At 61.5% G+C, this 20,639-nt stretch carries 19 protein-coding genes; 15 read left to right on the top strand and 4 right to left on the bottom strand.

The window, feature by feature from the left end:
- Positions 1-64 precede the first annotated feature (64 nt).
- From DDD64_RS02835 to secG, 3 genes are all read left to right on the top strand, one after another.
- On the top strand, positions 65-1,255 hold the full coding sequence (locus tag DDD64_RS02835; protein ID WP_126134931.1) for a phosphoglycerate kinase: 1,191 nt from the start codon (positions 65-67) through the stop codon (positions 1,253-1,255).
- The gene (gene tpiA / locus DDD64_RS02830) at positions 1,255-2,031 is read left to right on the top strand and encodes a triose-phosphate isomerase (protein ID WP_126134930.1); all 777 of its coding nucleotides are present in this window, start codon (positions 1,255-1,257) and stop codon (positions 2,029-2,031) included. The genes DDD64_RS02835 and tpiA overlap by 1 nt, the downstream gene beginning before the upstream one ends.
- 172 nt (positions 2,032-2,203) lie before the next feature.
- Positions 2,204-2,449, top strand: a complete 246-nt coding sequence (gene secG / locus DDD64_RS02825; protein ID WP_026429337.1) for a preprotein translocase subunit SecG — start codon at positions 2,204-2,206, stop codon at positions 2,447-2,449.
- Between the two features lie 95 nt (positions 2,450-2,544).
- Here secG and DDD64_RS02820 read toward each other — a convergent pair whose 3' ends face one another.
- From DDD64_RS02820 to tkt, 3 genes are all read right to left on the bottom strand, one after another.
- Complete coding sequence (locus DDD64_RS02820; RefSeq protein WP_126134929.1) at positions 2,545-3,486, bottom strand: glucose-6-phosphate dehydrogenase assembly protein OpcA; 942 nt, start codon at positions 3,484-3,486, stop codon at positions 2,545-2,547.
- 41 nt (positions 3,487-3,527) lie between these two features.
- On the bottom strand, positions 3,528-5,048 hold the full coding sequence (zwf, locus tag DDD64_RS02815) for a glucose-6-phosphate dehydrogenase (protein ID WP_126134928.1): 1,521 nt from the start codon (positions 5,046-5,048) through the stop codon (positions 3,528-3,530).
- Positions 5,049-5,236: 188 nt separating this feature from the next.
- Positions 5,237-7,318, bottom strand: coding sequence for a transketolase (gene tkt, locus DDD64_RS02810; RefSeq protein WP_126134927.1), 2,082 nt, complete (start codon positions 7,316-7,318; stop codon positions 5,237-5,239).
- Between the two features lie 140 nt (positions 7,319-7,458).
- Here tkt and xerD point away from each other — a divergent pair, with 140 nt between their 5' ends.
- The 8 genes from xerD (at position 7,459) to der (ending at position 14,828) form a co-directional block, all read left to right on the top strand.
- Positions 7,459-8,382: a site-specific tyrosine recombinase XerD gene (xerD, locus tag DDD64_RS02805; protein WP_126134926.1), complete on the top strand. Its 924-nt coding sequence runs from the start codon at positions 7,459-7,461 to the stop codon at positions 8,380-8,382.
- 86 nt (positions 8,383-8,468) lie between these two features.
- On the top strand, positions 8,469-9,317 hold the full coding sequence (locus DDD64_RS02800) for a ParA family protein (protein ID WP_126134925.1): 849 nt from the start codon (positions 8,469-8,471) through the stop codon (positions 9,315-9,317).
- 12 nt (positions 9,318-9,329) lie between these two features.
- Entirely contained in the window at positions 9,330-10,148 is an 819-nt protein-coding gene (locus DDD64_RS02795) for a segregation and condensation protein A (RefSeq protein ID WP_126134924.1), read from the top strand.
- 122 nt (positions 10,149-10,270) lie between these two features.
- A complete protein-coding gene (scpB, locus tag DDD64_RS02790; RefSeq protein WP_126134923.1) occupies positions 10,271-10,828 on the top strand; it encodes an SMC-Scp complex subunit ScpB in 558 nt (185 codons plus the stop codon).
- Positions 10,825-11,547 carry a pseudouridine synthase gene (locus tag DDD64_RS02785; protein WP_126134922.1) on the top strand — a complete coding sequence of 241 codons (723 nt, stop codon included), beginning with the start codon at positions 10,825-10,827 and terminating at the stop codon, positions 11,545-11,547. Before scpB ends, DDD64_RS02785 begins: the two co-directional genes overlap by 4 nt.
- The gene (locus tag DDD64_RS02780) at positions 11,547-12,650 is read left to right on the top strand and encodes a prephenate dehydrogenase (protein ID WP_126134921.1); all 1,104 of its coding nucleotides are present in this window, start codon (positions 11,547-11,549) and stop codon (positions 12,648-12,650) included. The genes DDD64_RS02785 and DDD64_RS02780 overlap by 1 nt, the downstream gene beginning before the upstream one ends.
- The gene (gene cmk / locus DDD64_RS02775; protein WP_126134920.1) at positions 12,643-13,362 is read left to right on the top strand and encodes a (d)CMP kinase; all 720 of its coding nucleotides are present in this window, start codon (positions 12,643-12,645) and stop codon (positions 13,360-13,362) included. The genes DDD64_RS02780 and cmk overlap by 8 nt, the downstream gene beginning before the upstream one ends.
- Positions 13,359-14,828, top strand: a complete 1,470-nt coding sequence (gene der, locus DDD64_RS02770; protein ID WP_126134919.1) for a ribosome biogenesis GTPase Der — start codon at positions 13,359-13,361, stop codon at positions 14,826-14,828. The genes cmk and der overlap by 4 nt, the downstream gene beginning before the upstream one ends.
- Before the next feature lie 104 nt (positions 14,829-14,932).
- Here the strand turns inward: der and DDD64_RS02765 are convergent, their stop codons facing one another.
- Complete coding sequence (locus DDD64_RS02765) at positions 14,933-15,733, bottom strand: IclR family transcriptional regulator (protein ID WP_126134918.1); 801 nt, start codon at positions 15,731-15,733, stop codon at positions 14,933-14,935.
- 411 nt (positions 15,734-16,144) lie between these two features.
- Here DDD64_RS02765 and DDD64_RS02760 point away from each other — a divergent pair, with 411 nt between their 5' ends.
- Genes DDD64_RS02760 through DDD64_RS02745 form a run of 4 tightly spaced genes read left to right on the top strand, consistent with a single transcriptional unit; the run spans position 16,145 to position 20,575 of the window.
- Positions 16,145-17,743 (top strand): mannitol dehydrogenase family protein, encoded by a 1,599-nt coding sequence (locus DDD64_RS02760; protein ID WP_126134917.1) that lies wholly within the window; start codon positions 16,145-16,147, stop codon positions 17,741-17,743.
- Complete coding sequence (gene uxuA / locus DDD64_RS02755) at positions 17,743-18,825, top strand: mannonate dehydratase (RefSeq protein WP_126134916.1); 1,083 nt, start codon at positions 17,743-17,745, stop codon at positions 18,823-18,825. The genes DDD64_RS02760 and uxuA overlap by 1 nt, the downstream gene beginning before the upstream one ends.
- Entirely contained in the window at positions 18,825-19,472 is a 648-nt protein-coding gene (locus DDD64_RS02750; protein ID WP_126134915.1) for a bifunctional 4-hydroxy-2-oxoglutarate aldolase/2-dehydro-3-deoxy-phosphogluconate aldolase, read from the top strand. Before uxuA ends, DDD64_RS02750 begins: the two co-directional genes overlap by 1 nt.
- Positions 19,469-20,575, top strand: coding sequence for a sugar kinase (locus tag DDD64_RS02745; protein ID WP_126134914.1), 1,107 nt, complete (start codon positions 19,469-19,471; stop codon positions 20,573-20,575). Before DDD64_RS02750 ends, DDD64_RS02745 begins: the two co-directional genes overlap by 4 nt.
- The last annotated feature ends 64 nt before the right edge of the window (positions 20,576-20,639 follow it).

Here is a 20,639-nt window from a genome sequence, read left to right as displayed (position 1 = left end):
TGAGCTGATGTGAAGCCCGTGCGTGCGCTAGCGCGCACGGGCTTCCCTACGCGAAAGGAAAAATATGAGGACTATTGAATCGCTCGGTGACCTCACCGGCAAGAAGGTTTTTGTTCGTTCCGATTTCAACGTTCCGCTGGACGGGGATCGCATTACCGATGACGGCCGTATCCGCGCCGCGCTGCCCACCATCAAGCGGCTTCTCGACGCCAAGGCGAAGGTTATCGTTTCCGCGCATCTGGGCCGCCCGAAGGGTGAGCCGAAGCCGGAATTCTCCCTGGCTCCGGTAGCCAAGCGCCTCGGCGAACTTCTCGGCCGTGAGGTTCCCCTCGCGGAAGATACCGTGGGTCCGGATGCCAAGGCCAAGATTGACGCGCTGAATGACGGCGACATCGTGCTGCTTCAGAACGTGCGCTATGACAAGCGCGAAGACTCCAAGGTCGATGCTGACCGCGAAGCTCTCGCGAAGGAATACGCCGCGCTGGCAGATGTCTTCGTTTCCGATGGTTTCGGTGTTGTCCACCGCAAGCAGGCCTCGGTTTACGATATTGCGAAGCTGCTGCCTTCGGCTGCCGGTGAACTCGTTGCCAAGGAAATTAATTCGCTGTCCAAGGCCACCGCGAATCCGGAACGTCCCTACACCGTGGTGCTCGGTGGCTCCAAGGTTTCCGATAAGATCGGCGTGATTGAGAACCTCCTGGATAAGGCTGATGTTCTCCTCATCGGTGGCGGTATGGCCTTCACCTTCCTGCGCGCAAAGGGCTATGAGATCGGCTCCTCGCTGTGCGAAGATGACCAGATCGACAAGGCTCGCGAATACCTCGAAACCGCGTCCAATAAGGGTGTGGAGCTGCTCCTGCCGGTCGACGTTGTCGTCGCCGATAAGTTTGATAAGGACGCGGAATCCGAAATTGTTTCCGCTTCTGATATGCCCGCCAACGGCATGGGCCTGGACATCGGGCCGGAAACCGTATCCGAATACGCTGAGAAGATCGCCTCTTCGAAGACTATCGTCTGGAACGGCCCCATGGGCGTCTTCGAGTTCCCGGCCTTCGCTGAGGGCACGAAGGGCGTAGCCCAGGCCATGCAGGATGCTGAAGGCTTCACCATCGTTGGTGGCGGTGACTCCGCGGCTGCCGTGCGCATCCTCGGTTTCGACGAAGAGAAGTTCAACCATATTTCCACCGGCGGTGGCGCTTCCCTCGAATTCCTCGAGGGTAAGACCCTGCCCGGTATCGCTGTTCTGGAGGATTAATGGCACGCACCCCCCTGATGGCGGGTAACTGGAAGATGAATATGGATCATCTCGAGGCTACCCACCTTGTGCAAAAAGTCGCGTGGACCCTGGATGATGCAGGTTTCACCTACGGTGATGTAGATGTGGCGGTTTTCGCCCCCTACACCGATCTGCGGTCCATCCAGACCCTGTGCGAATCAGATGAGCTGCACATCGCCTACGGTGCCCAGGACGTCTCCGTGCATGACGAAGGCGCCTACACCGGTGAAATCTCCACCTCGATGCTCTCCAAGCTCGGGTGCAGCTACGTCATCGTGGGTCATTCGGAGCGGCGCGCTTACCACGGCGAAAGCAATGAACTCATCGGCAAGAAGGCACACAAGGTTCTTAGCGCCGGCATGACGCCTATCGTCTGCTGCGGTGAAGAACTCGAGGTGCGTAAGGAAGGCCGGCATGTCGAGTACGTCGTTTCCCAGATCGACGAACTCTTCGCCGATTTCCAGGCTGCCGATGTAGCCAAGCTTGTTATCGCCTACGAACCCATCTGGGCTATTGGCACCGGCGAAGTGGCCACCCCGGAAGACGCCCAGGAAGTCTGCGGCGCGATCCGGGCTCGCATCGAGGAAAACTTCGGTGCGGAAGCGGCTGCTGCGGTTCGCATCCAGTACGGCGGATCGGTCAAGGCTGCTAACGTCCAGGAGATCATGGCCCAGCCTGATGTTGACGGTGCCCTTGTGGGCGGCGCCAGTCTCAAGGCGGAGGAATTCGCGAAGATCGTGATGTTCCGCGGCTAAGAACGATAACGGTTAAGGGCGATCACCCAAGGACTATCGCCCTGGCCCTCGCGTGCGGGGTGGGATTCTTCCCACCCCGCACGTTTTATTTCCCGCAGGCCGGCATCAGCAGGTACACTAACCAAGGACTCTATTACTCTCCGGGTGCACGAAGCATTCGAAAGGACTGGAAATGAAAGCTTTGCTCATTACCTGCGAAGTGCTTATGCTCATCACCAGCATCTTCCTCACGCTTTCCATCTTGCTGCATAAAGGCAAGGGTGGCGGAATTTCCGATATGTTCGGTGGTGGTATTTCCACGTCTATGCGTTCTTCCGGGGTAGCCGAACGCAACCTCAACCGCATCACCGTGGTGCTGGCCCTCATCTGGGGAATTTCTATTATCCTCATCGGCCTCATCGTCAAGGTGGGCGTCTAGAACTAGATAGTCAAGAAGCGGCGGGGCCGGTACGTGCGTATGCACGTACCGGCCCCGTTTCGCATGCCCTCTTCTAGACGCTACATCCGGGCTTTCTAGACGTCCACATCCGCGGGAGAATAATCCAGTAGGGGGAGTCCCCTGGTTAAAACATCACCGTAGGCGGTATCGGGATTGAGATCGCGCAGATCCTCAATGAGCATCGCTTCCAGGCTGCGCACCGGCAAAGCAACCTCCTGGGGAGCTCGACCCGGGCGGAGCATGATGCCGTGGTCATTGCCCGGGGTGCGATGCAGGCTGAGAGCTGCGCCGTCGTCCAAGAATAGTTCCACGCCGGTAATCGGAGCGCCCTCCTGCGGCTCTATCTCCACCGGAACGTCTAGGCGCAGGCGCAGCCACGCGGCGAGTAAGAAAAGCGAGGAGCGGTGCGGGCGCCCCCACACCTTCGCGCCGGTAACGATTCGGCTCGGGAATTCGTCCACCATGGAGGCGATGTAATTGCGCCACAGGGTAGTGCCGGCCCAGCCCAGATCAGTATCCCCGGGAACATAATTAGCGGAAAGGTGCTGAAGGGCCAGGGCTGGGTGATCTGCGGTGCGGGTGGTAGTAATACGGCGCTGCGCGATGCGCCCCGCCGCGGTAGCCGCGGGGTTTTCCGGCATATTTTGAATCCACCACGTCACCACCGGGGTATCGGGGAGCAGCAGTGGAGTGACCAAGGTATCCACGTTCTCCGCGGCGCCCCCGTGCGCGCGCAAAATAACGATCTCGGAAGCGCCGGCTTCCGATCCGGTACGGATTTCCGCATCGAGACGCGCGGTTTCGCCAGCCACCGGCAGCACCGCGATAATCCGGGAAGGGTGCGCGCGGGACGCTCCAGCTGCGGCCTCAAGCGCATCACGCACCCCACCCTCGGTATGCGCCACGATAATGAGCGTGAGGACCCTCCCGAGGGCTCCTACCCCAGAAGTTCCGCGCAATTGATCAAGCTGCTGGCCCACCTGGGCAGACGTGGTATCGGCAATATGGTTAATCATGAAGTTTCCTCGGATCTTTGTCAGGCACGGAACAGGTGCGGCTAGGGGCGGCGCCAGGCATGGCCGTGGGCGGCAAGCATGGCATCGGCACCGGCCGGGCCCCAGGACCCAGGCGCGTACGTTTCCAGGGACTCCGGGTGGGCAGCCCAATAGTTTTCCACCTGGTCGATAATCCGCCAGGACTCTTCAACTTCCCGGGTTTGCGGGAAGAGCGGCGGATCTCCCAAAAGCACGTCAAGAATGAGACGTTCATAAGCTTCCGGGGTGTACTCGGTAAAAGCGTGACCGTAGGCGAAGTCCATAGTGACGTCACGCAGCCGCATTTCCGAGCCGGGCACCTTGGAACCAAATTTAAAGGTGATGCCTTCATTGGGTTGCACCCGGATAACCAGGGTGTTTTGCCCTAGCCCGGCCACATCTGGGAAGGGGAGGAAAGGCGGATTACGGAACACCACCGCAATTTCTGACACGCGCCGCCCGAGTCGCTTACCGGTTCTCAGGTAGAAAGGCACTCCCGACCAGCGCCGCGTCTCAATTCCCAGGGCAATTGCCCCGTAAGTATCGGTCACGGAGTCGGCCGGGATACCGTTCTCTTCCCGGTAACCGCGCACCCACTGGCCGCCCTGCCATCCGTTCGAATACTGTGCCCGCACCGAAGCTTCGGCCGGGCTCCCGAACAGATGGGTAGCCTCGAGGACTTTCTCCTTTTCCGCGCGCAGGGCATCGGCGTGGAACGAGGTCGGCTCCTCCATCGCGGTGAGGGCCAGCAGCTGGAGCAGGTGGTTTTGAATCACGTCGCGAGTGGCTCCGATACCGTCGTAATATCCGGCGCGCGAGCCAATCCCAATATCCTCCGCCATGGTGATTTGCACGTGGTCCACGTGGGAAGAATTCCACAGCGGCTCATACAGTTCGTTGGCGAAACGCAGCGCGAGGATATTCTGCACGGTCTCTTTACCGAGATAGTGGTCAATGCGGAAAACCGAATCGTGGGGGAATACCCCGCTGACCGAAGCATTGAGTTCGCGCGCGGAGGCCATATCGTGCCCGAACGGTTTTTCGATAACCACGCGGCGCCAGCTGCCCGGCGCCCCGCGATTGAGTCCCGCGGTAGCGAGGCCCTGGGTCACCACCGGGAAAAGGCTAGGCGGAATGGAAAGATAAAAAGCAAAATTACCGCCGGTACCGCGGGTGGCATCTACATCCGCCATGGTCGCCCCGAGAGCGCGATAGAGCTCCGGGTCGTTGTACTGGCCTTCGACCATCCGCAACCCGTCAAGAATCTGGGCCAGAGTGGTGGAGACAACCGGGGTTTGGGCGCCTTGACGGATGGCCGCTTCGACGCTGCGGGCCGCGTCTACGGGACGGCGCGCCACTCCGATGATGGAGAACGACGGCGGCAGCAGCCCCCGATTCGCGAGGTCGTAGAGGGCGGGAAGAATTTTGCGGTTCGCCAGGTCACCGGTGATGCCAAAAAGAACGATGCCGCAGGGGCCGGCCACGCGCTGGAGGCGGCGGTCGGTGACGGCACGGAGCGGATTACCTGAAGTAGGAGCAACCATAAAATTCCTGTCGTGAAAAAGAGGGCGAGAATATGCGCCTGTCTTATGGTAGACGCTTGAGCCGTCGAGCGTAACGAAAGTCCGCTGTGGGGCAATAAGGTCGCGCGGCCGGGACATCCGACCGCGCGACCGTCACTGATATGCGCCCGCGAAAAGACGCTACTGCCAGCGGGCGAGGCGCCTGCGTTTTAGGCGCGCGCCGCTTCGATGGATTCGAGGGCGGCGGAGACCACATGCTCGGCGGTCATCCCATATTCCTTCATGAGTGCACCACCGGGCCCGGACTCCCCGTAGGTATTGATACCCACGCTGCGCCCGGCATCCCCGACGTAGCCGGCCCAGCCGAAGGTGGCACCGGCTTCCACCGAGACTCGTGCCTTGACGTTGGGGAGGATGACCGCATCACGGTAGGCCTGGTCCTGAGCTTCGAACCACTCCAGGCAGGGCAGCGAAATAACGCGTGCACCCACTCCCTGCTCCGCGAGGCTCTGCTGGGCGGCCACTGCCAGCTGCACTTCGGAACCGGTGGCCAGCAGCTGCACGTCAACGGTCCCGGTGGGGGAGTCTGCCAGCACGTAGCCGCCCTTGAGGACGCCTTCGGTGGAGGTCCCTTCCAGAACCGGCACGCCCTGCCGGGTAAGGATGAGGCCGGTAGGCCCGCCGTCGACCTTCTCCAATGCCCCGCGCCACGCGGCCGCGGTTTCGTTCGCATCAGCCGGCCGCACAATATTGAGGCGCGGGATGGCGCGGTAGGCCCACAGGTGTTCAATGGGCTGGTGGGTGGGGCCGTCCTCGCCCACGCCCACCGAATCATGCGTCCATACAAAAATCGAGGGGATATTCATAATGGCCGCGAGGCGGGCCGCACCGCGCATGTAATCGGAGAACACAAAGAAGGTGCCGCCGTAGGCACGGGTAAGCCCATCAAGGGTAATTCCGTTAATGATCGCGCCCATGGCGAATTCCCGGATACCGAAGTGGAGGGTGCGTCCGTAAATATCACCGGAGAACATCGTCGAAGAGCGATGCGCGGGCAGGAAGGACGGTTCCCCCTTCATCGTGGTGTTATTCGACCCCGCCAGATCGGCCGAACCGCCCCACAATTCGGGCAGCACCGGAGCGAGGGCATTGAGCACCACGCCGGAGGCCGCGCGGGTGGCGATACCCTTGGGATCCGGCTCCCAGCTCGGCAGCTTCTTTTCCCAACCCTCGGGGAATTTCTTTGCGCGGATGCGATCGTACAGCGCGGCCTCTTCCGGATGGGAAGCACGCCACGCTTCGAAACGCGCATCCCAATCCTTACGGGCCGCGGCCGCCCGCGCCGCCGCATTCTTGCGGGTATGGGCGAGCACGTCGTCTTCCAGCGGGAAGTCAATATCCGGATCGAAGCCCAGGATTTCCTTGGTGGCGCGAATTTCCTCCACTCCCAGGGCAGAACCGTGCGAGGCACCGGTATTCTGCTTGGTGGGCGCCGGCCAGGCAATAATGGTGGAGAGCTTAATAATGGAGGGCTTATCGGTCACCTGCTGAGCAGCCAGAATCGCATCGTAGAGCGCCTGGACATCCTCCTGGTAGGAACCATCCTCCTTAATCCAATTCACGTGCTGGGTGTGCCATCCGTAGGCTTCGTAGCGGGCCAGCACATCTTCACTGAAAGCAATGGAGGTATTGTCTTCAATGGAAATGCGGTTGTCATCGTAAATGAGAATAAGATTTCCGAGCTCCTGGGTGCCGGCCAGCGAGCAGGCTTCACTGGTCACGCCTTCCTGGAGGCAGCCATCACCGGCGATAACGTACACAAAATGGTCGAATACTGACTCACCGAGCGGGGTATCCCGGTCAAAAAGCCCGTGGGCGCGCCGAGAGGCCATCGCGAATCCCACCGCGGAGGCCAGGCCCTGCCCCAGCGGCCCGGTGGTCATCTCCACACCGTTGGTATAGCCGTATTCGGGATGGCCGGGAGTCTTGGAGTGGAGGGTACGCAGCGCCTTAATATCATCGAGTTCGAGGCCGTAGCCGGCTAGCAAAAGCTGATTGTATTGGGTAAGGGAGGAATGCCCGGCCGAGAGAATGAAACGGTCACGGCCCACCCACGCAGAATCCGCCGGATCGTGGTTCATGACCCGCTGGTAGAGCAAATACGCCGCCGGAGCCAGGGACATGGCCGTTCCGGGATGCCCATTCCCGGTTTTTTGCACCGCATCCGCGGCTAGCAGCCGGGTCGTGTCCACGGCGCGCTGATCGAGCTGCGACCATTCGAGCTTCGCCATTGAATTCTCCTAACGTAAGGTTGTGGTTACATGAGATGTGCCACGCACTAGTCTACTGGTCGAGCGGGCTTCGCGCGCCCGAAGCGCATCTGCGTTCGCGCCGGGCGCGAGCGTGAGCGTGCACCCGCGAAGGAGAAGAGATGGCTGAGCCCGGTACCCCGCAGTTGCAACGCGCGGTCGCGCAGTTCCTCGCCCATATCAGCGTCGAACGTGCATTATCGCGCAATACCGTAGCGGCGTACCGGCGGGATTTGCGTAAATATCTTGCGCATCTAGAGGCCCGCGGGGTCACCAGCCCGGGTGACGTACGTGACGAGGACGTCGCTTCGTTTTCGGAAACGCTACGCGGCATGGCCCCGGCTTCTATTGCGCGGGCCGTGACCGCGGTGCGGGCTTTTCATACTTTTTTGTACGACGACGGCGCCACCGCGGCCAATCCCGCCACCCGGGTACGTCCCCCGAAACTTCCCGCGCGCCTGCCCGAAGCTCTCACTATCGCCGAAGTAACCGCCATGATTGAGGCGGCCGGCGCCATCCCGCCGCCCCTGGGCCTGCGTGACCGGGCCCTCCTGGAAGTCCTTTATGGAACCGGCGCACGCATTTCCGAAGCCCTCGGGCTTACGGCAGATGATATTGATACGGATACCTCCACCGTGCGGCTCTTCGGTAAGGGCCGTAAGGAACGGGTGGTGCCGCTGGGGAGCTACGCCCTGGAGGCGCTGGATGCCTACACCACCCGGGCCCGCCCGGAGCTCGCCGCGCGCGGGGAGGGTGTGGCCAAGCTCTTCCTCAATACCCGCGGGCGGGCTCTCTCACGCCAAAGTGCCTGGCTCATTATTCGCCAGGCGGCCGAACGGGCAGGTATTACCGCGCATGTCTCTCCGCATTCGCTGCGGCATTCTTTTGCCACCCACCTTCTCCAGGGCGGTGCGGATGTGCGGGTGGTGCAGGAATTACTCGGACATTCCTCGGTGACCACCACCCAGATTTATACCCAGGTTTCCCGCGATGTCCTCAAGGAGGTGTATGCCACCTCGCACCCGCGGGCGCTGCGCAGTGAGTAGAAAGGCGAGAAGGCGCGGCGTCGTCGTTCTACGCTCAGCGCCAGAAATGGCACCGCAAGTCCTCCGAGTTTAGGTACCCTAGAGATGTGACCGAACAGAACGCGCTTTTTGAAACTGAGAACGTGGATTTCCCCGAACCGGAGCCCTTGCAGGAACACGGCCCGGCGCGCATTATTGCGATGTCCAACCAAAAGGGTGGGGTGGGTAAAACAACGACGTCGATTAACCTCGCCGCCGCGCTGGCCGGATACGGCCGGCGTGTTCTCATTGTGGATTTCGATCCGCAGGGCGCTGCCTCGGCCGGTCTGGGTATTAATGCTCGCGCGCTGGATCGTACTATTTATAACGAACTTATTGCCGCGAAACCGGATGTGCGGGGGATCATTCAGCATTCGAAAGTCGAGGGTCTGGATGTAGTTCCGGCTAATATTGACCTCTCCGCTGCCGAAATTGTGCTTATTAACGAAGTGGCGCGCGAGCAGGCTCTCAGCCGGGTGCTGCGCCCGGTTCTCGATGACTATGACGTCATTATTATTGACTGCCAGCCTTCCTTGGGTCTCCTCACTGTTAATGCGCTCACCGCCGCGCACGGCGTTATTATCCCGCTGGAGGCAGAATATTTTGCTATGCGCGGGGTAGCACTGCTGACCGAACAGATTGGCCGGGTTCAGGATCGCCTTAATCCGCGGCTCACCATTGACGGGGTGCTTCTCACCATGGTGGATATGCGTACCCTTCATTCGCGTGATGTGATGCGTTCGGTGCACGAAGGATTCGGAGATAAGGTCTACCACACGTATATTTCCCGCACCGTGAAATTCCCCGATGCCTCGGTGGCCGGGGAACCCATCACCCAGTACGCACCTTCGCACCCGGGTGCGGTAGCCTATCGGAAGTTGGCGCGCGAAGTGATTGCCCGCGGCCAAAGTGCCTAAACAGGAGTGGGCGTGACCACTCTCTTTGACGTCTCCTCCGATTTCGACGTTGACCTCGACGTATATTCGGGGCCGTTTTCGGTGCTTCTTAGCATGATTTCCAAGAAAAACTTGGATATTACCGAGGTCGCTCTGGCGGAAGTGACGGATGAGTTCATCGCCTGGATTCGGTCCCGGCCGGAGGTCGATCTGTCCACCACCTCAGAGTTTTTGGTGGTGGCCGCCACCCTCCTCGATATGAAACTAGCGCGCTTGCTGCCGCGCCACGAAAGCGAAGAAGAAGATTGGGAGCTCCTAGAACAGCGCGATCTCCTCTTCGCCAAACTGCTCCAATACCGGGCTTTTAAAGAGGTGGCTCGCGATTTCGGGGCGCGCCTGGCGGAAACCGGGCGGCGGGTGGGCCGCGATGTTCCCCTCGAGGAGATGTACGCGAAGGCGCTACCGGAAGTTCGCCTTCCGCTCGGGGTGATGGATCTGGCACTCCTGGCGGCCCGTGCTTTTACCCGCGATACTTCAGAACCGGTGGTCCAGCTGCAACATTTGCACTCTCCGGTTGTTCCGGTCGCTAGCCAGGTGGCCTATCTGGAAGAACGTTTCCGGGCGGGGGATTCCTTTACCTTCGCGCAGCTCTGCGCCGATGCCCCCTCGGTGCAGATGGTGGTGGCCCGGTTCTTGGCGGTCTTGGAATTGCTGCGCCGAGGCGCGATTGCCGCCGAGCAAGATGAACCCCTGGGTGCGCTGGTGCTGCGCCCCACCCCGGACGATGATCGCGGCGCGGCGGGGGCGGGCGACATCGCCGCCGAATACGGCGAAGTGGAGCCGCGCGCGTGATAAACCCAAGCCGCGCGGTGCCTGCTGGAAGCGCGCCACTGCGCCGCGCAGCGACTAGACTGGGCCTATAGGCTCGCATTGCCGGCGCGCCGCGCCGAATCCGGAGGAATAAAGGAGAATCTGTGGCCGATCTTTGCCCCGCCACCGCACTCGAGGCGGTGCTTTTCGTGGCGGCCACCCCGGTTCCCCTAGCCACCCTTGCCGAAGCGGTGGGTCTGAGCGAAGCGGAGACCCGCACCGAGCTAGAAAATCTCGCGCGGGAATATCGCAACGGGCGCCCGCGCGGATTCGAGCTGCGCGAGGCCGGGGGAGGGTGGCGTTTCTACACCAATCCGCTGGTATCGGACGTTGTTCTCGCCCACGTCACCCGCGGGCAATCGGGTAAACTATCCACGCCGGCTCTGGAAACGCTGGCGGTGATCGCCTACCGGCAGCCTGTTACCCGTGCGCAGATAGCGGCGATTCGCGGTGTGAACGTTGATGGAGTTGTGCGGACGCTCGCAACCCGCGGCCTCATTGCCGAAGCGGGCACTACGCCGTCCACCGGTGCGGTCCTGTATGCGACCACCCCGTATTTCCTCGAAGCCATGGGCATGAACTCCCTGGATGACCTGCCGCCCCTGGCGCCCTACCTGCCCGAAGCAACCGACCTTGAAGATGTGGAAAGAGAAATAAGATGAGAGAACGCTTGCAAAAGATCCTGGCCCACGCGGGGGTGGGCTCCCGGCGCGCCTGCGAAGCGCTCATTGCTGAGGGGCGGGTGGCTGTCAACGGCGCCGTCGTTACCGAAATGGGAACACGCGCGGATGCCGAGCGTGACACCATCCACGTGGATGGCATGCCCATTGCGGTGAAACCCGATTTGTTGACCGTCGCGCTTTATAAGCCGCCGGGGGTTGTATCCACCATGGATGATGATATGGGCCGCCCGAGCCTCGCTCAGTACGTGGAGAAATACGAGCAACGGCTCTACCACGTTGGGCGCCTAGACGAAGATACCGAGGGTCTGATTCTGCTCTCGAACGACGGCGAGCTCACCCACCGGCTCACCCACCCCTCCTATGAGGTTCCGAAAACCTACGTGGCGCGGGTGGAAGGCCAGGTGACGCGGGGCCTCGCGCGGGTGCTGGAAAAGGGCATCACCCTGGAGGACGGCCCCATCCGGGTGGATAAATTCGTACTGCGGGAATCGCAGCCGCGCAATTCCATCGTCGAACTCACCTTACATTCGGGTCGCAATCGGATTGTGCGCCGCATCATGGACGAAGTGGGGCACCCGGTTATGGAACTGGTGCGCACCCGTTTCGCCACTATTGACGCCGGGAGGCTGCGACCCGGGAAAAGCCGGGTTATTGCGGGAAGTGAGCTCTCGGCCCTCATGCATTCGGTAGGGATGTGATGCACGCCGGTCCGGTCCTTATTATCGGTTCGGGGTTGCTGGGCGCTTCCCTCGGGCTGCGGCTGCGGCTGCGCGATATCCCGGTGTACCTGGAGGATGCTTCCCCGCTCGCGGCGGCCCTTGCCCGTGATCTGGGTGCGGGGGAGGAACCGCCCGAAGATGCCTGGGAGCCGAGCCTCGTGGTGGTTGCGGTTCCCCCGGATGTCACGGCGCAGGTTGTGAGCGCGGCCCTGGATCGCTTCCCGGCGGCGCTCGTTACCGATGTTGCTTCCGTCAAGGCCGCGGTGGAAGATCGTCTCGCGGCGCATCCCCAGCGAGCCCGCTACGTGGGCTGCCATCCCATGGCCGGCCGGGAACGTTCCGGGGCGATCGCCGCGGACGCCGATCTTTTTGAGGGCCGCCCGTGGGTAATATGCCCGCGCCCGGAAACCCGCGAGGAAGATATTGCGCGCTTGCGCACCCTGGCTTTAGATTGCGGGGCCATGCCGATTCTGGTGGAGGCAAGCGCGCACGACCGCGCCGTCGCCCTTGTCAGTCACGTTCCGCAACTGGTGTCCTCCCTGCTGGCGGGTACGTTAAACGACGCCGCGGCTACCGAGCTGAGCCTCGCAGGCCAAGGCTTACGCGATATGACTCGGCTGGCCCATTCGGATCCGCAATTATGGACGGCGATTATCGCCTGTAATTGCGCGGCGGTAGCTCCGGTGCTCCGCGATATTGCCGAGCGCACCGCGCATTTGGCAACCGCGCTCGAAGAAGCCGCGGGGGCGGCGCAGGCTCCCGGGCTGGCCCGGGCAGTTGCCGCGGTGGTGGCTGCAGGTGGGTGTGGGGTCGCGCGTATTCCCGGCAAACACGGGGGAGCTCCCCAGCGCTATACCGAAGTAACCGTCCTGGTTCCGGACCGCCCGGGTGAATTGGGCCGACTCTTCACCGAGGTAGGTGAGATCGGGGTCAATATTGAAGATTTTTCGCTCGAACATTCCGTGGCCCAAAAAGTAGGGCGGGCGCGGCTATCCGTAGCGCCGGCCGCCGCCAGGGATCTCACCGCGGCGCTCGCCGCGCGCCGGTGGCAGGCTTTTATTGAAGGAGGAGAGCATGAGTGAGATGAGCACGGCAGGCGCCCCGCGCCCCGAAACCGCGGGCTATCCCATCGCTATTGACGGGCCCTCCGGCTCGGGTAAATCGACCGTTTCCCGCCAGGTCGCCCGGGAGCTAGGACTGTGCTATCTCGATACCGGGGCAATGTACCGGGCAGCCGCGTGGGCCGCGCAGCGCGCCGGAGTCGAACTCACCAACCAGCCTGCCGTGACAGCCGTGGTGCGGGCAATGAAACTCGAGATGCCGCTCGATCCTGATAACCAGGTGATGATCTGCGAAGGGGAAGATATCACCTCCGCTATCCGCGCTCCGGAGCTGTCCCGGGTGGTTTCTCAGGTAGCCGTGAACCTGGATGTACGCGCCGAGCTCATTGCCCGGCAGCGGGCCATTATTGCGGCCCACCCGCGCATTGTGGTGGAGGGGCGCGATATCACTAGCGTCGTCGCCCCGGATGCTCCCACAAAAATTCTTCTCACCGCATCGGAAGCAACCCGTTTGGCACGGCGAGCCCGCGAGGTGCGCGGAAGCGCGGCGCCCGATGCCCTGGCCGCGACCCGCGCGGAAGTGAGCGAACGGGATGCACAGGACTCGACGGTCGCCTCTTTCCTGGAAGATCGCGATGGAGTCGTTACAATTGATTCTTCTCAGATGAGTATTGCGGACGTGGTGGCCGCGGTGCGGGCGCTGGCACAAGGCTCTCGAAAGGAACAGGAATGACTGAGGAATACCGCGATATGAGCGCGGAGGGGACCACCCCGGACGACGCCGAACGCGTACTCCGGGCCGGTCTGGATGCCTACGATCTGGACGAGGCCGATCTGGCGCTCCTGGCCGGTGCAGAACCCGAGGAACAGGCGGCGAACCGTGCACTACCCGTGGTAGCGGTGATCGGGCGCCCGAATGTGGGGAAGTCCTCCCTGGTGAATCGCATTGTTGGCAAACGAGTGGCCGTGGTGCAGGACGTTCCGGGCGTGACCCGTGACCGGGTCTCTTACGAAGCCGAGTGGGCGGATCGCCGTTTCCTCCTCATGGATACCGGCGGATGGGAACGTGATGTTGCAGGGCTGGATCGCGACGTCGCGCTGCAGGCCGAAATTGCTATTGAACAGGCCGATGCTGTGATCTTCGTCGTGGATGCCACCGTGGGCATGACGGATACCGATGAAGCCCTGGTGCGGGTGTTGCGGCGTTCGCGCAAGCCCGTGATTGTGGCGGCCAATAAGGTAGATTCGCCCCAGCAGGAACCGGATGCTGCTTACCTGTGGTCCTTGGGACTGGGGGAGCCGTATCCCGTTTCCGCGCTGCACGGGCGCGGTTCGGGCGATCTTCTTGACGTGGTTATCGGCGCGCTTCCTGCCGAACGTGAGGTGCCGGCACGTCCCGCGCGCCGTGGCCCGCGCCGGGTCGCGATTGTGGGGCGCCCGAATGTAGGGAAGTCATCCCTGCTCAACCAGTTAGCTGGGGAAACCCGCGCCGTGGTGAGTGATATTGCCGGCACCACTCGCGATCCGGTTGACGAAGTCATTGAGCTGGACGGTACCCCGTGGACTTTTGTGGATACCGCGGGGATTCGCCGGCGGGTCCACCAAACTCGCGGTGCGGATTATTACGCGAATCTGCGCACTCAGCGTGCGCTGGCGGAAGCGGAGCTGGCCCTGGCCCTCATTGATGCTTCCGAGCCGCTCACCGAGCAGGATATTCGCGTGATTCAGCAGGTCATTGATGCGGGGCGTGCCCTGGTGATTGTGTGCAATAAATGGGACGAGGTGGATGAGGAACGCCGCTTCGAACTTGACCGCGAATTCGAGCGGGAGCTGGTGCAGATCCAATGGGCCGCGCGCGTCAATCTCTCGGCGAAAACCGGGTGGCATACCAACCGGCTCTCCAATGCCATGACGACCGCGCTGCGATCCTGGGACCAGCGTATTCCCACCGGCAAACTCAATGCTTTCCTCAGCGAATTGGCGGCCGCGCACCCGCATCCGGTGCGCGGGGGCAAGCAGCCGCGTATCCTGTACGGCACCCAGGCATCCACCCGGCCGCCGCGCTTCGTGCTTTTCGCCACCGGCTTTATCGAGGCCGGTTACCGACGCTTCCTGGAGAACCGCTTGCGGGATACTTTCGGTTTCGAAGGCTCCCCGCTCCAGATTTCGGTTCGGGTGCGCGAACGGCGCAAGAAGTAGCGGGGTGGCACGACGGCGCAGCTGCCAGCGGCGTCGTACTTCCACTATTTGCAGGGGCCGCGGCAGGAAACCTCCCACCGCGGTCCCTCCCCACGGCGCTCCGGCTAGCGCGCAGAGCGCGGTAGCAGCACTTCCGGAACACTCACGCCGGTGGAACCGGCAATAGCGGTGATTTCCTCCGCGATACCGTATGCCACCGCTTCGCGGGTAGCCGCTCCCAGGCGTTCGGCGGGCGCAGTGACGGAGACCGCCACCCGCTCGCCGTTTTTCAGATCGACAGGAACCGCCACGCACGCGATCCCGGCCTCGTTTTCTTCCACTTCCATACCCCAGCCGTAGCGGTGCACGTGCTCAATGCACTCTTCGATGGTGGCGCGGGTGGGCGGATTATCGGTAGGAACACTCAGATACCAGTCGATTTCCGCGCCGGTCACGTTATTCGCGCCCAGGAGAGCACGCCCGAGAGCGGTGGTAACCGCCGGGGCGTTACGCCCGATAAAGGACACCACCCGGATGGGCCGATCCGGCTCTACCTTATCCAGGTAGGTCACCACCTGGCCGGAGAGCTTACCCAGGTGCACGAGCTCGTTATAGCGGTGGCAAATAGCCACTAAAGCCGGGTGGAGTTGGTCAACCACGAATTGGGTGCGGGTGGTGTAGCGAATAATCGGATCTACGCCGTCCCCGAGGAAGTAGTAGCCGTTATCAGGATCCTGATCCACCCAATTCCGGTAGCGCAGCGAGCGCAGGGTATGGTGAACGGTGGCCTTATTTGACTCTACCGCGGCTGCAATATCGGAGAGTGGGGCACCTTCCGGTCCGCGACGTGCTAAAAACTCGACAACGAGCAACGCGCGATCAATGGAGGAGAGCGGAGCGCGCTCCTCAGGGGAAGTACCGGACACCTCAAGCTCCTTTACTCTACGAGGGTGTAACTGCAGGCCGGGAAAATTATACCGCGCGATTTCAATATGTGAAACATCGAAGCGGGTGCGTCAGCCAGTCAGTGTTGAATAAGAAAAGGCCCGGAATCCGAATACTTCACACGTTACGAAGGGGTGCCGTCCGGAGTGGAAATGAGGTACAATCATTTCATACGTACGAACGGGCGTTTCACGTAAAGAAACATACGGGTGCGGGGGTGCCCGGCCGGTTCGTCGTCGTATAAAGGAATACTGGGTGGTGGCATCGGGAGCGGTGTTCACTCACCGGGTGACCTCACGGCAGGAACGCGGCGCATGCTGGTGCTCCTGCGGGGCGGCCGCCGGTGGATCGTACGTGGAGCCGTCCCGATCCAACTATCAAAGGTGATGTATATGAAACTCAATCTCAGCTCGCTCTCCCACGCGAGTGATTACGAAGCAGCCGGTATTCAAGTTCCGGCTTTTGATGTGGCCGCTACGCAGGAACGTGCGCGCACCAACCCGCGCTGGGTGCATATCGGCCCGGGTAATATTTTCCGGATTTTCCTGGCCCGCATCGCGGATGACATGCTGGCGGACGGCAAGTACTGGCCGATTACCGGTGTGGTTCCCATGGATCCCGCTGAAATGGAAAAACAGCTCGAAGCTTTTGATCTGCTGACCCTCGGCGTCATTCTTTCCGGGGACAAGCGCGATACCCGCGTTATCGCGGGTCTGGCCGATGGCCTGGCCACCCGCCGCGATGGCGATTTTGATCGGCTCGTCTCCATTTTCACCAAGCCGGAGATGACCACGGTAACCCTCACCATTACCGAAAAGGGCTATGTTATTCAGGATTCCCAGGGTGAGCTTTCCGAAGCCACCCGCGCGGATATCGCCTCCGATCCGTACGCTAACCATGCGAACACCATGGCGCTGCTGGCCGGGCTCCTCGCACATCGCTACCAGGCGGGCGGCGCACCCATTAACTTCATCTCCGCGGATAACTTCTCCCACAACGGTGATAAGCTGCGCGATTCGGTGCTGCAGATCGCCCGCGGGTGGGTGGAGCGTGGCGCGCTCAGCCAGGACTTCCTGGACTGGGTCAGCGATGACACCAAGGTTGCTTTCCCAATTTCCGTGATCGATAAGATCACCCCGCGCCCCTCCGAAGAAGTTTCGGAATACCTCACCGGTCTCGGCTTCACCGACATGGGTATTGACCACCTCGGGCGCACCCCGATCGCCGGGTTCGTCAATGCCGAACCCACCGAATACCTCATTATCGAAGATAAGTTCGCGGCCGAACGCCCGCCCTTTGAGGACTACGGCGTGTACATCACCGATCGCGAAACCTGCGATAAGTTCGAGCGGATGAAGGTCACCACCTGCCTCAACCCGCTCCACACCGCACTGGCAGTGTCCGGTACGGTCATGCGCTTCCCGACCATCGATTCGGAAATGCGCGATCCCGATTTGGCGAAGATGGTCAATATCCTCGCCTATGATGAAGCGATGCCGGTAGTAACCGATCCGGGAATTATCGATCCGAAGGACTTCGTGCGCGAAGTGCTCGAGGAACGTTTCCCCAATAGCGCGCTGCCGGACAATCCGGCCCGTATCGCCATGGATACCTCGCAGAAGATTCCGATTCGTTTCGGTGTCACGCTGCAGGAATACCAGCGCCGCGGTCTGGATATGGACAAGCTGCGCGTGATCCCGCTCGTTTTCGCGGTGTGGGCACGGTATCTGCTCGGCATCGCGGACGACGGCGAAGAATTCGCGCCGTCATCCGATCCGCTGCTGGAGGAACTCCAGGGGCACCTCAAGGGAATTAAGCTCGGCGATAGCGTTGACGCTCACGCCGTGCTCAAGCCCATTCTGTCCAATGCCAATATCTTCGGCCTCGACCTGTATACCACTCCGCTGGCGGAGAAGGTCGAAGCCCTGTTTACCAAGCTCATTGCCGGTCCCGGCGCTGTGCGTGCCACTATTCACGAGGAGATCAACTAATGAAAATGACATTCCGCTGGTACGGCGAAGGTCACGACCCCATTCCGCTGCAGTACATCAAGCAGATTCCGGGCGTGTCCGGAATTATGGGCACCCTGTCCTACAAGGCGGCCGGGGAGAACTGGGAAAAGGACGAAATTAAGGTTCTTATTGACCAGGTTCACGAAGCCGGGCTCGAATGCGAGATCATCGAATCCGTGAACGTCCACGAGGACATCAAGCTCGGGCTGCCCAGCCGTGACGAATACATCAAGAACTACTGCACCACGCTGGAAAACCTCGCGGAATTCGGCGTCAAGGTAGTTGTGTACAACTTCATGCCGGTCTTTGACTGGCTGCGCACTGAGCTCGCTCACGTGAACGAAGATGGCTCCACCTGCCTGTACTACGATCACTCTGAGATCGACGGTATGACCCCGCAGGATATCGTCAATAAGACAGCCGAAGAATCCGGCGGCCTGACCCTGCCCGGGTGGGAACCCGAACGCCTGGCTAAGCTGGACGAAGTCATGGCACTCTACCAGAACATGACGGTGGAAAAGCTGCGCGAAAACTGGAAGTACTTCCTGGACGGCATCATCCCCACCTGTGAAAAGGTCGGCATCAAGATGGCCTGCCATCCCGACGATCCGGCTTGGGATCTCTTCGGTATTCCGCGCGCTTACAAGAGCCTGGATGACATCAAGGAAATCCTGGCCCTCAATGATTCCCCGATGCACTCTCTGTGCGTGTGCATCGGCTCGCTTGGCTCCAACCCGTCCAATAACGTCGCTGAGATCCTGCGCTACGTGGGCGAGCGCGGCCGTATTGCCGCCTCCCACCTGCGTAACGTCAAGTACCTGGGCGAAAAGACGTTCAAGGAAGCGGCCCACTGGTCCGCGGATGGCGACCTCGATATGCAGGCCGCGGTGGAAGCGATTTACGATACCTGCCCCGATATTTACGTGCGTCCCGATCACGGCCGCATGATTTGGGGCGAAGAAGGCCGCCCCGGTTACCCGCTGTATGACCGGGCACTGGGCACCCAGTACCTCCTCGGGCTGTGGGACGGCATCGACAAGATGAAGAAGGCGGCAAAGTAGTGTCTCAGCAACTTCCAGATGTTCGTCCGTTCCTGGAAACCCACCCCATTGTTCCCGTTGTGGTGATCGACGACGCCGCGCAGGCGCCCGACGCCGCCCGCGCCCTGGTGTCCGGCGGTATCCACTGCGCCGAAGTGACGTTCCGTACCGCTGCCGGTGGGGAAGCCATTAAGGCAATGCGCGATGTTGAGGGAATGACGGTTGGTGCCGGAACGGTGCTTACCCGGGCTCAAGCGGAAACCGCCGCGGACTTGGGCGCGAAGTTCTTCGTATCTCCGGGCTGGAGCGCCGGTGTGGCCGACGTTGCAGCCGAACGCCAGATCCCGTATCTTCCCGGCGTGCAAACCGCCACGGAAATCATGATGGCTCTGGAATACGGTGCCACCGCGGTCAAGTTCTTCCCCGGTGGGGAAGCGGGCGGGCTGCCCATGGTTAAGGCCCTGCGCGGTCCCTTCCCGAATACCTACTTCGTACCCTCGGGCGGCGTGAAGCTCGCGAATATGGCCGAATGGCTCTCCGATCCGGCAATCCTGTCCGTATCGGGTTCGTGGATGATCAAGCGCGATCTCATTTCCTCCGGGAACTTCGCGGAGATCACCCGCCTATCCCAAGAAGCATCCGATCTAGCTAAGGAGATTCGCAAGTGAGCGACGCCCTGACGATTAAATCCGCCGAGGAAACCACCTACGATATTGTCTCCCTGGGTGAAGTGATGCTTCGCCTGGATCCGGGTGCCGGCCGTATCCGCACCACGCGCCAGTTCGCCGCCTCCGAAGGCGGCGGGGAATACAACGTGGCTCGCGGCCTGCGGCGCGCTTTCCAGAAGCGCGGCGCGATCCTGACCTCTCTGGTGCGCAATGAAGTGGGCCTGCTGCTCGAGGATCTTATCCTCACCGGTGGCCTGGACACCCGTTTCATTCATTGGGTCGACGACGACGGCATCGGCCAGTCGGCTCGTAACGGACTCAATTTCACCGAACGCGGTTTCGGGGTGCGGGGAGCGGTCGGGTGTTCCGACCGGGCTCACACTGCGATTTCGCAGCTCAAGCCGGAGGATATCGATCTCGATTACCTCTTTGGTGAACTTGGAGTGCGCTGGCTGCACACCGGGGGCATTTACGCGGCCCTTTCGGAGCAGGCTTCGGAAACTGCGCTGGCGGTTATCAAGAAGGCCAAGGAATACGGCACTGTCGTATCCTATGACCTCAACTACCGTCCCTCCCTGTGGAATCTGCACGGGGGCAAGGCCCGCGCGCAGGAGGTCAATAAGTCCCTGGCACCCTTCGTGGATGTCATGATCGGTAACGAAGAGGACTTCACCGCCTGCCTCGGTCTGGAAATCGAAGGCGCCAACGAAAACCTCGATAACCTCCAGGTGGAGTCCTTCCACAAGATGATTGAGAAGGCTGCGGAAACCTTCCCGAACTTCAAGGCCATCGGTACCACGATGCGCCAGGTGCGTTCGGCAACCATCAACGACTGGGGCGCGGTGGCGTGGAAGCGCGACCAGGGCTTCGTGCAAGCTACCCAGCGTGATGGCTTGGAGATCTTCGACCGCGTGGGCGGGGGAGACTCCTTCGCTTCCGGGCTCATCTTCGGGCTCATGGAATACGGTGACGTCCAGAAGGCCGTGGAACTCGGGGCCGCACACGGCGCCCTCGCCATGACCACTCCGGGTGATACCACCATGGCCACCCGCGCCGAGGTGGAGAACCTCGCCCGCGGCGGCTCGGCGCGTGTCAAGCGCTAAATAAATCCGCACCGTGCGCTTAGTGCGCACCGCGCAATGAGTGGGGAGCAGATCCGGGCATCCG

The sequence above is a fragment of the Actinotignum sanguinis genome (assembly GCF_003957255.1).
Lineage (GTDB): Bacteria > Actinomycetota > Actinomycetes > Actinomycetales > Actinomycetaceae > Actinotignum > Actinotignum sanguinis.
This window is presented reverse-complemented; position numbering and strand designations above follow the sequence as displayed.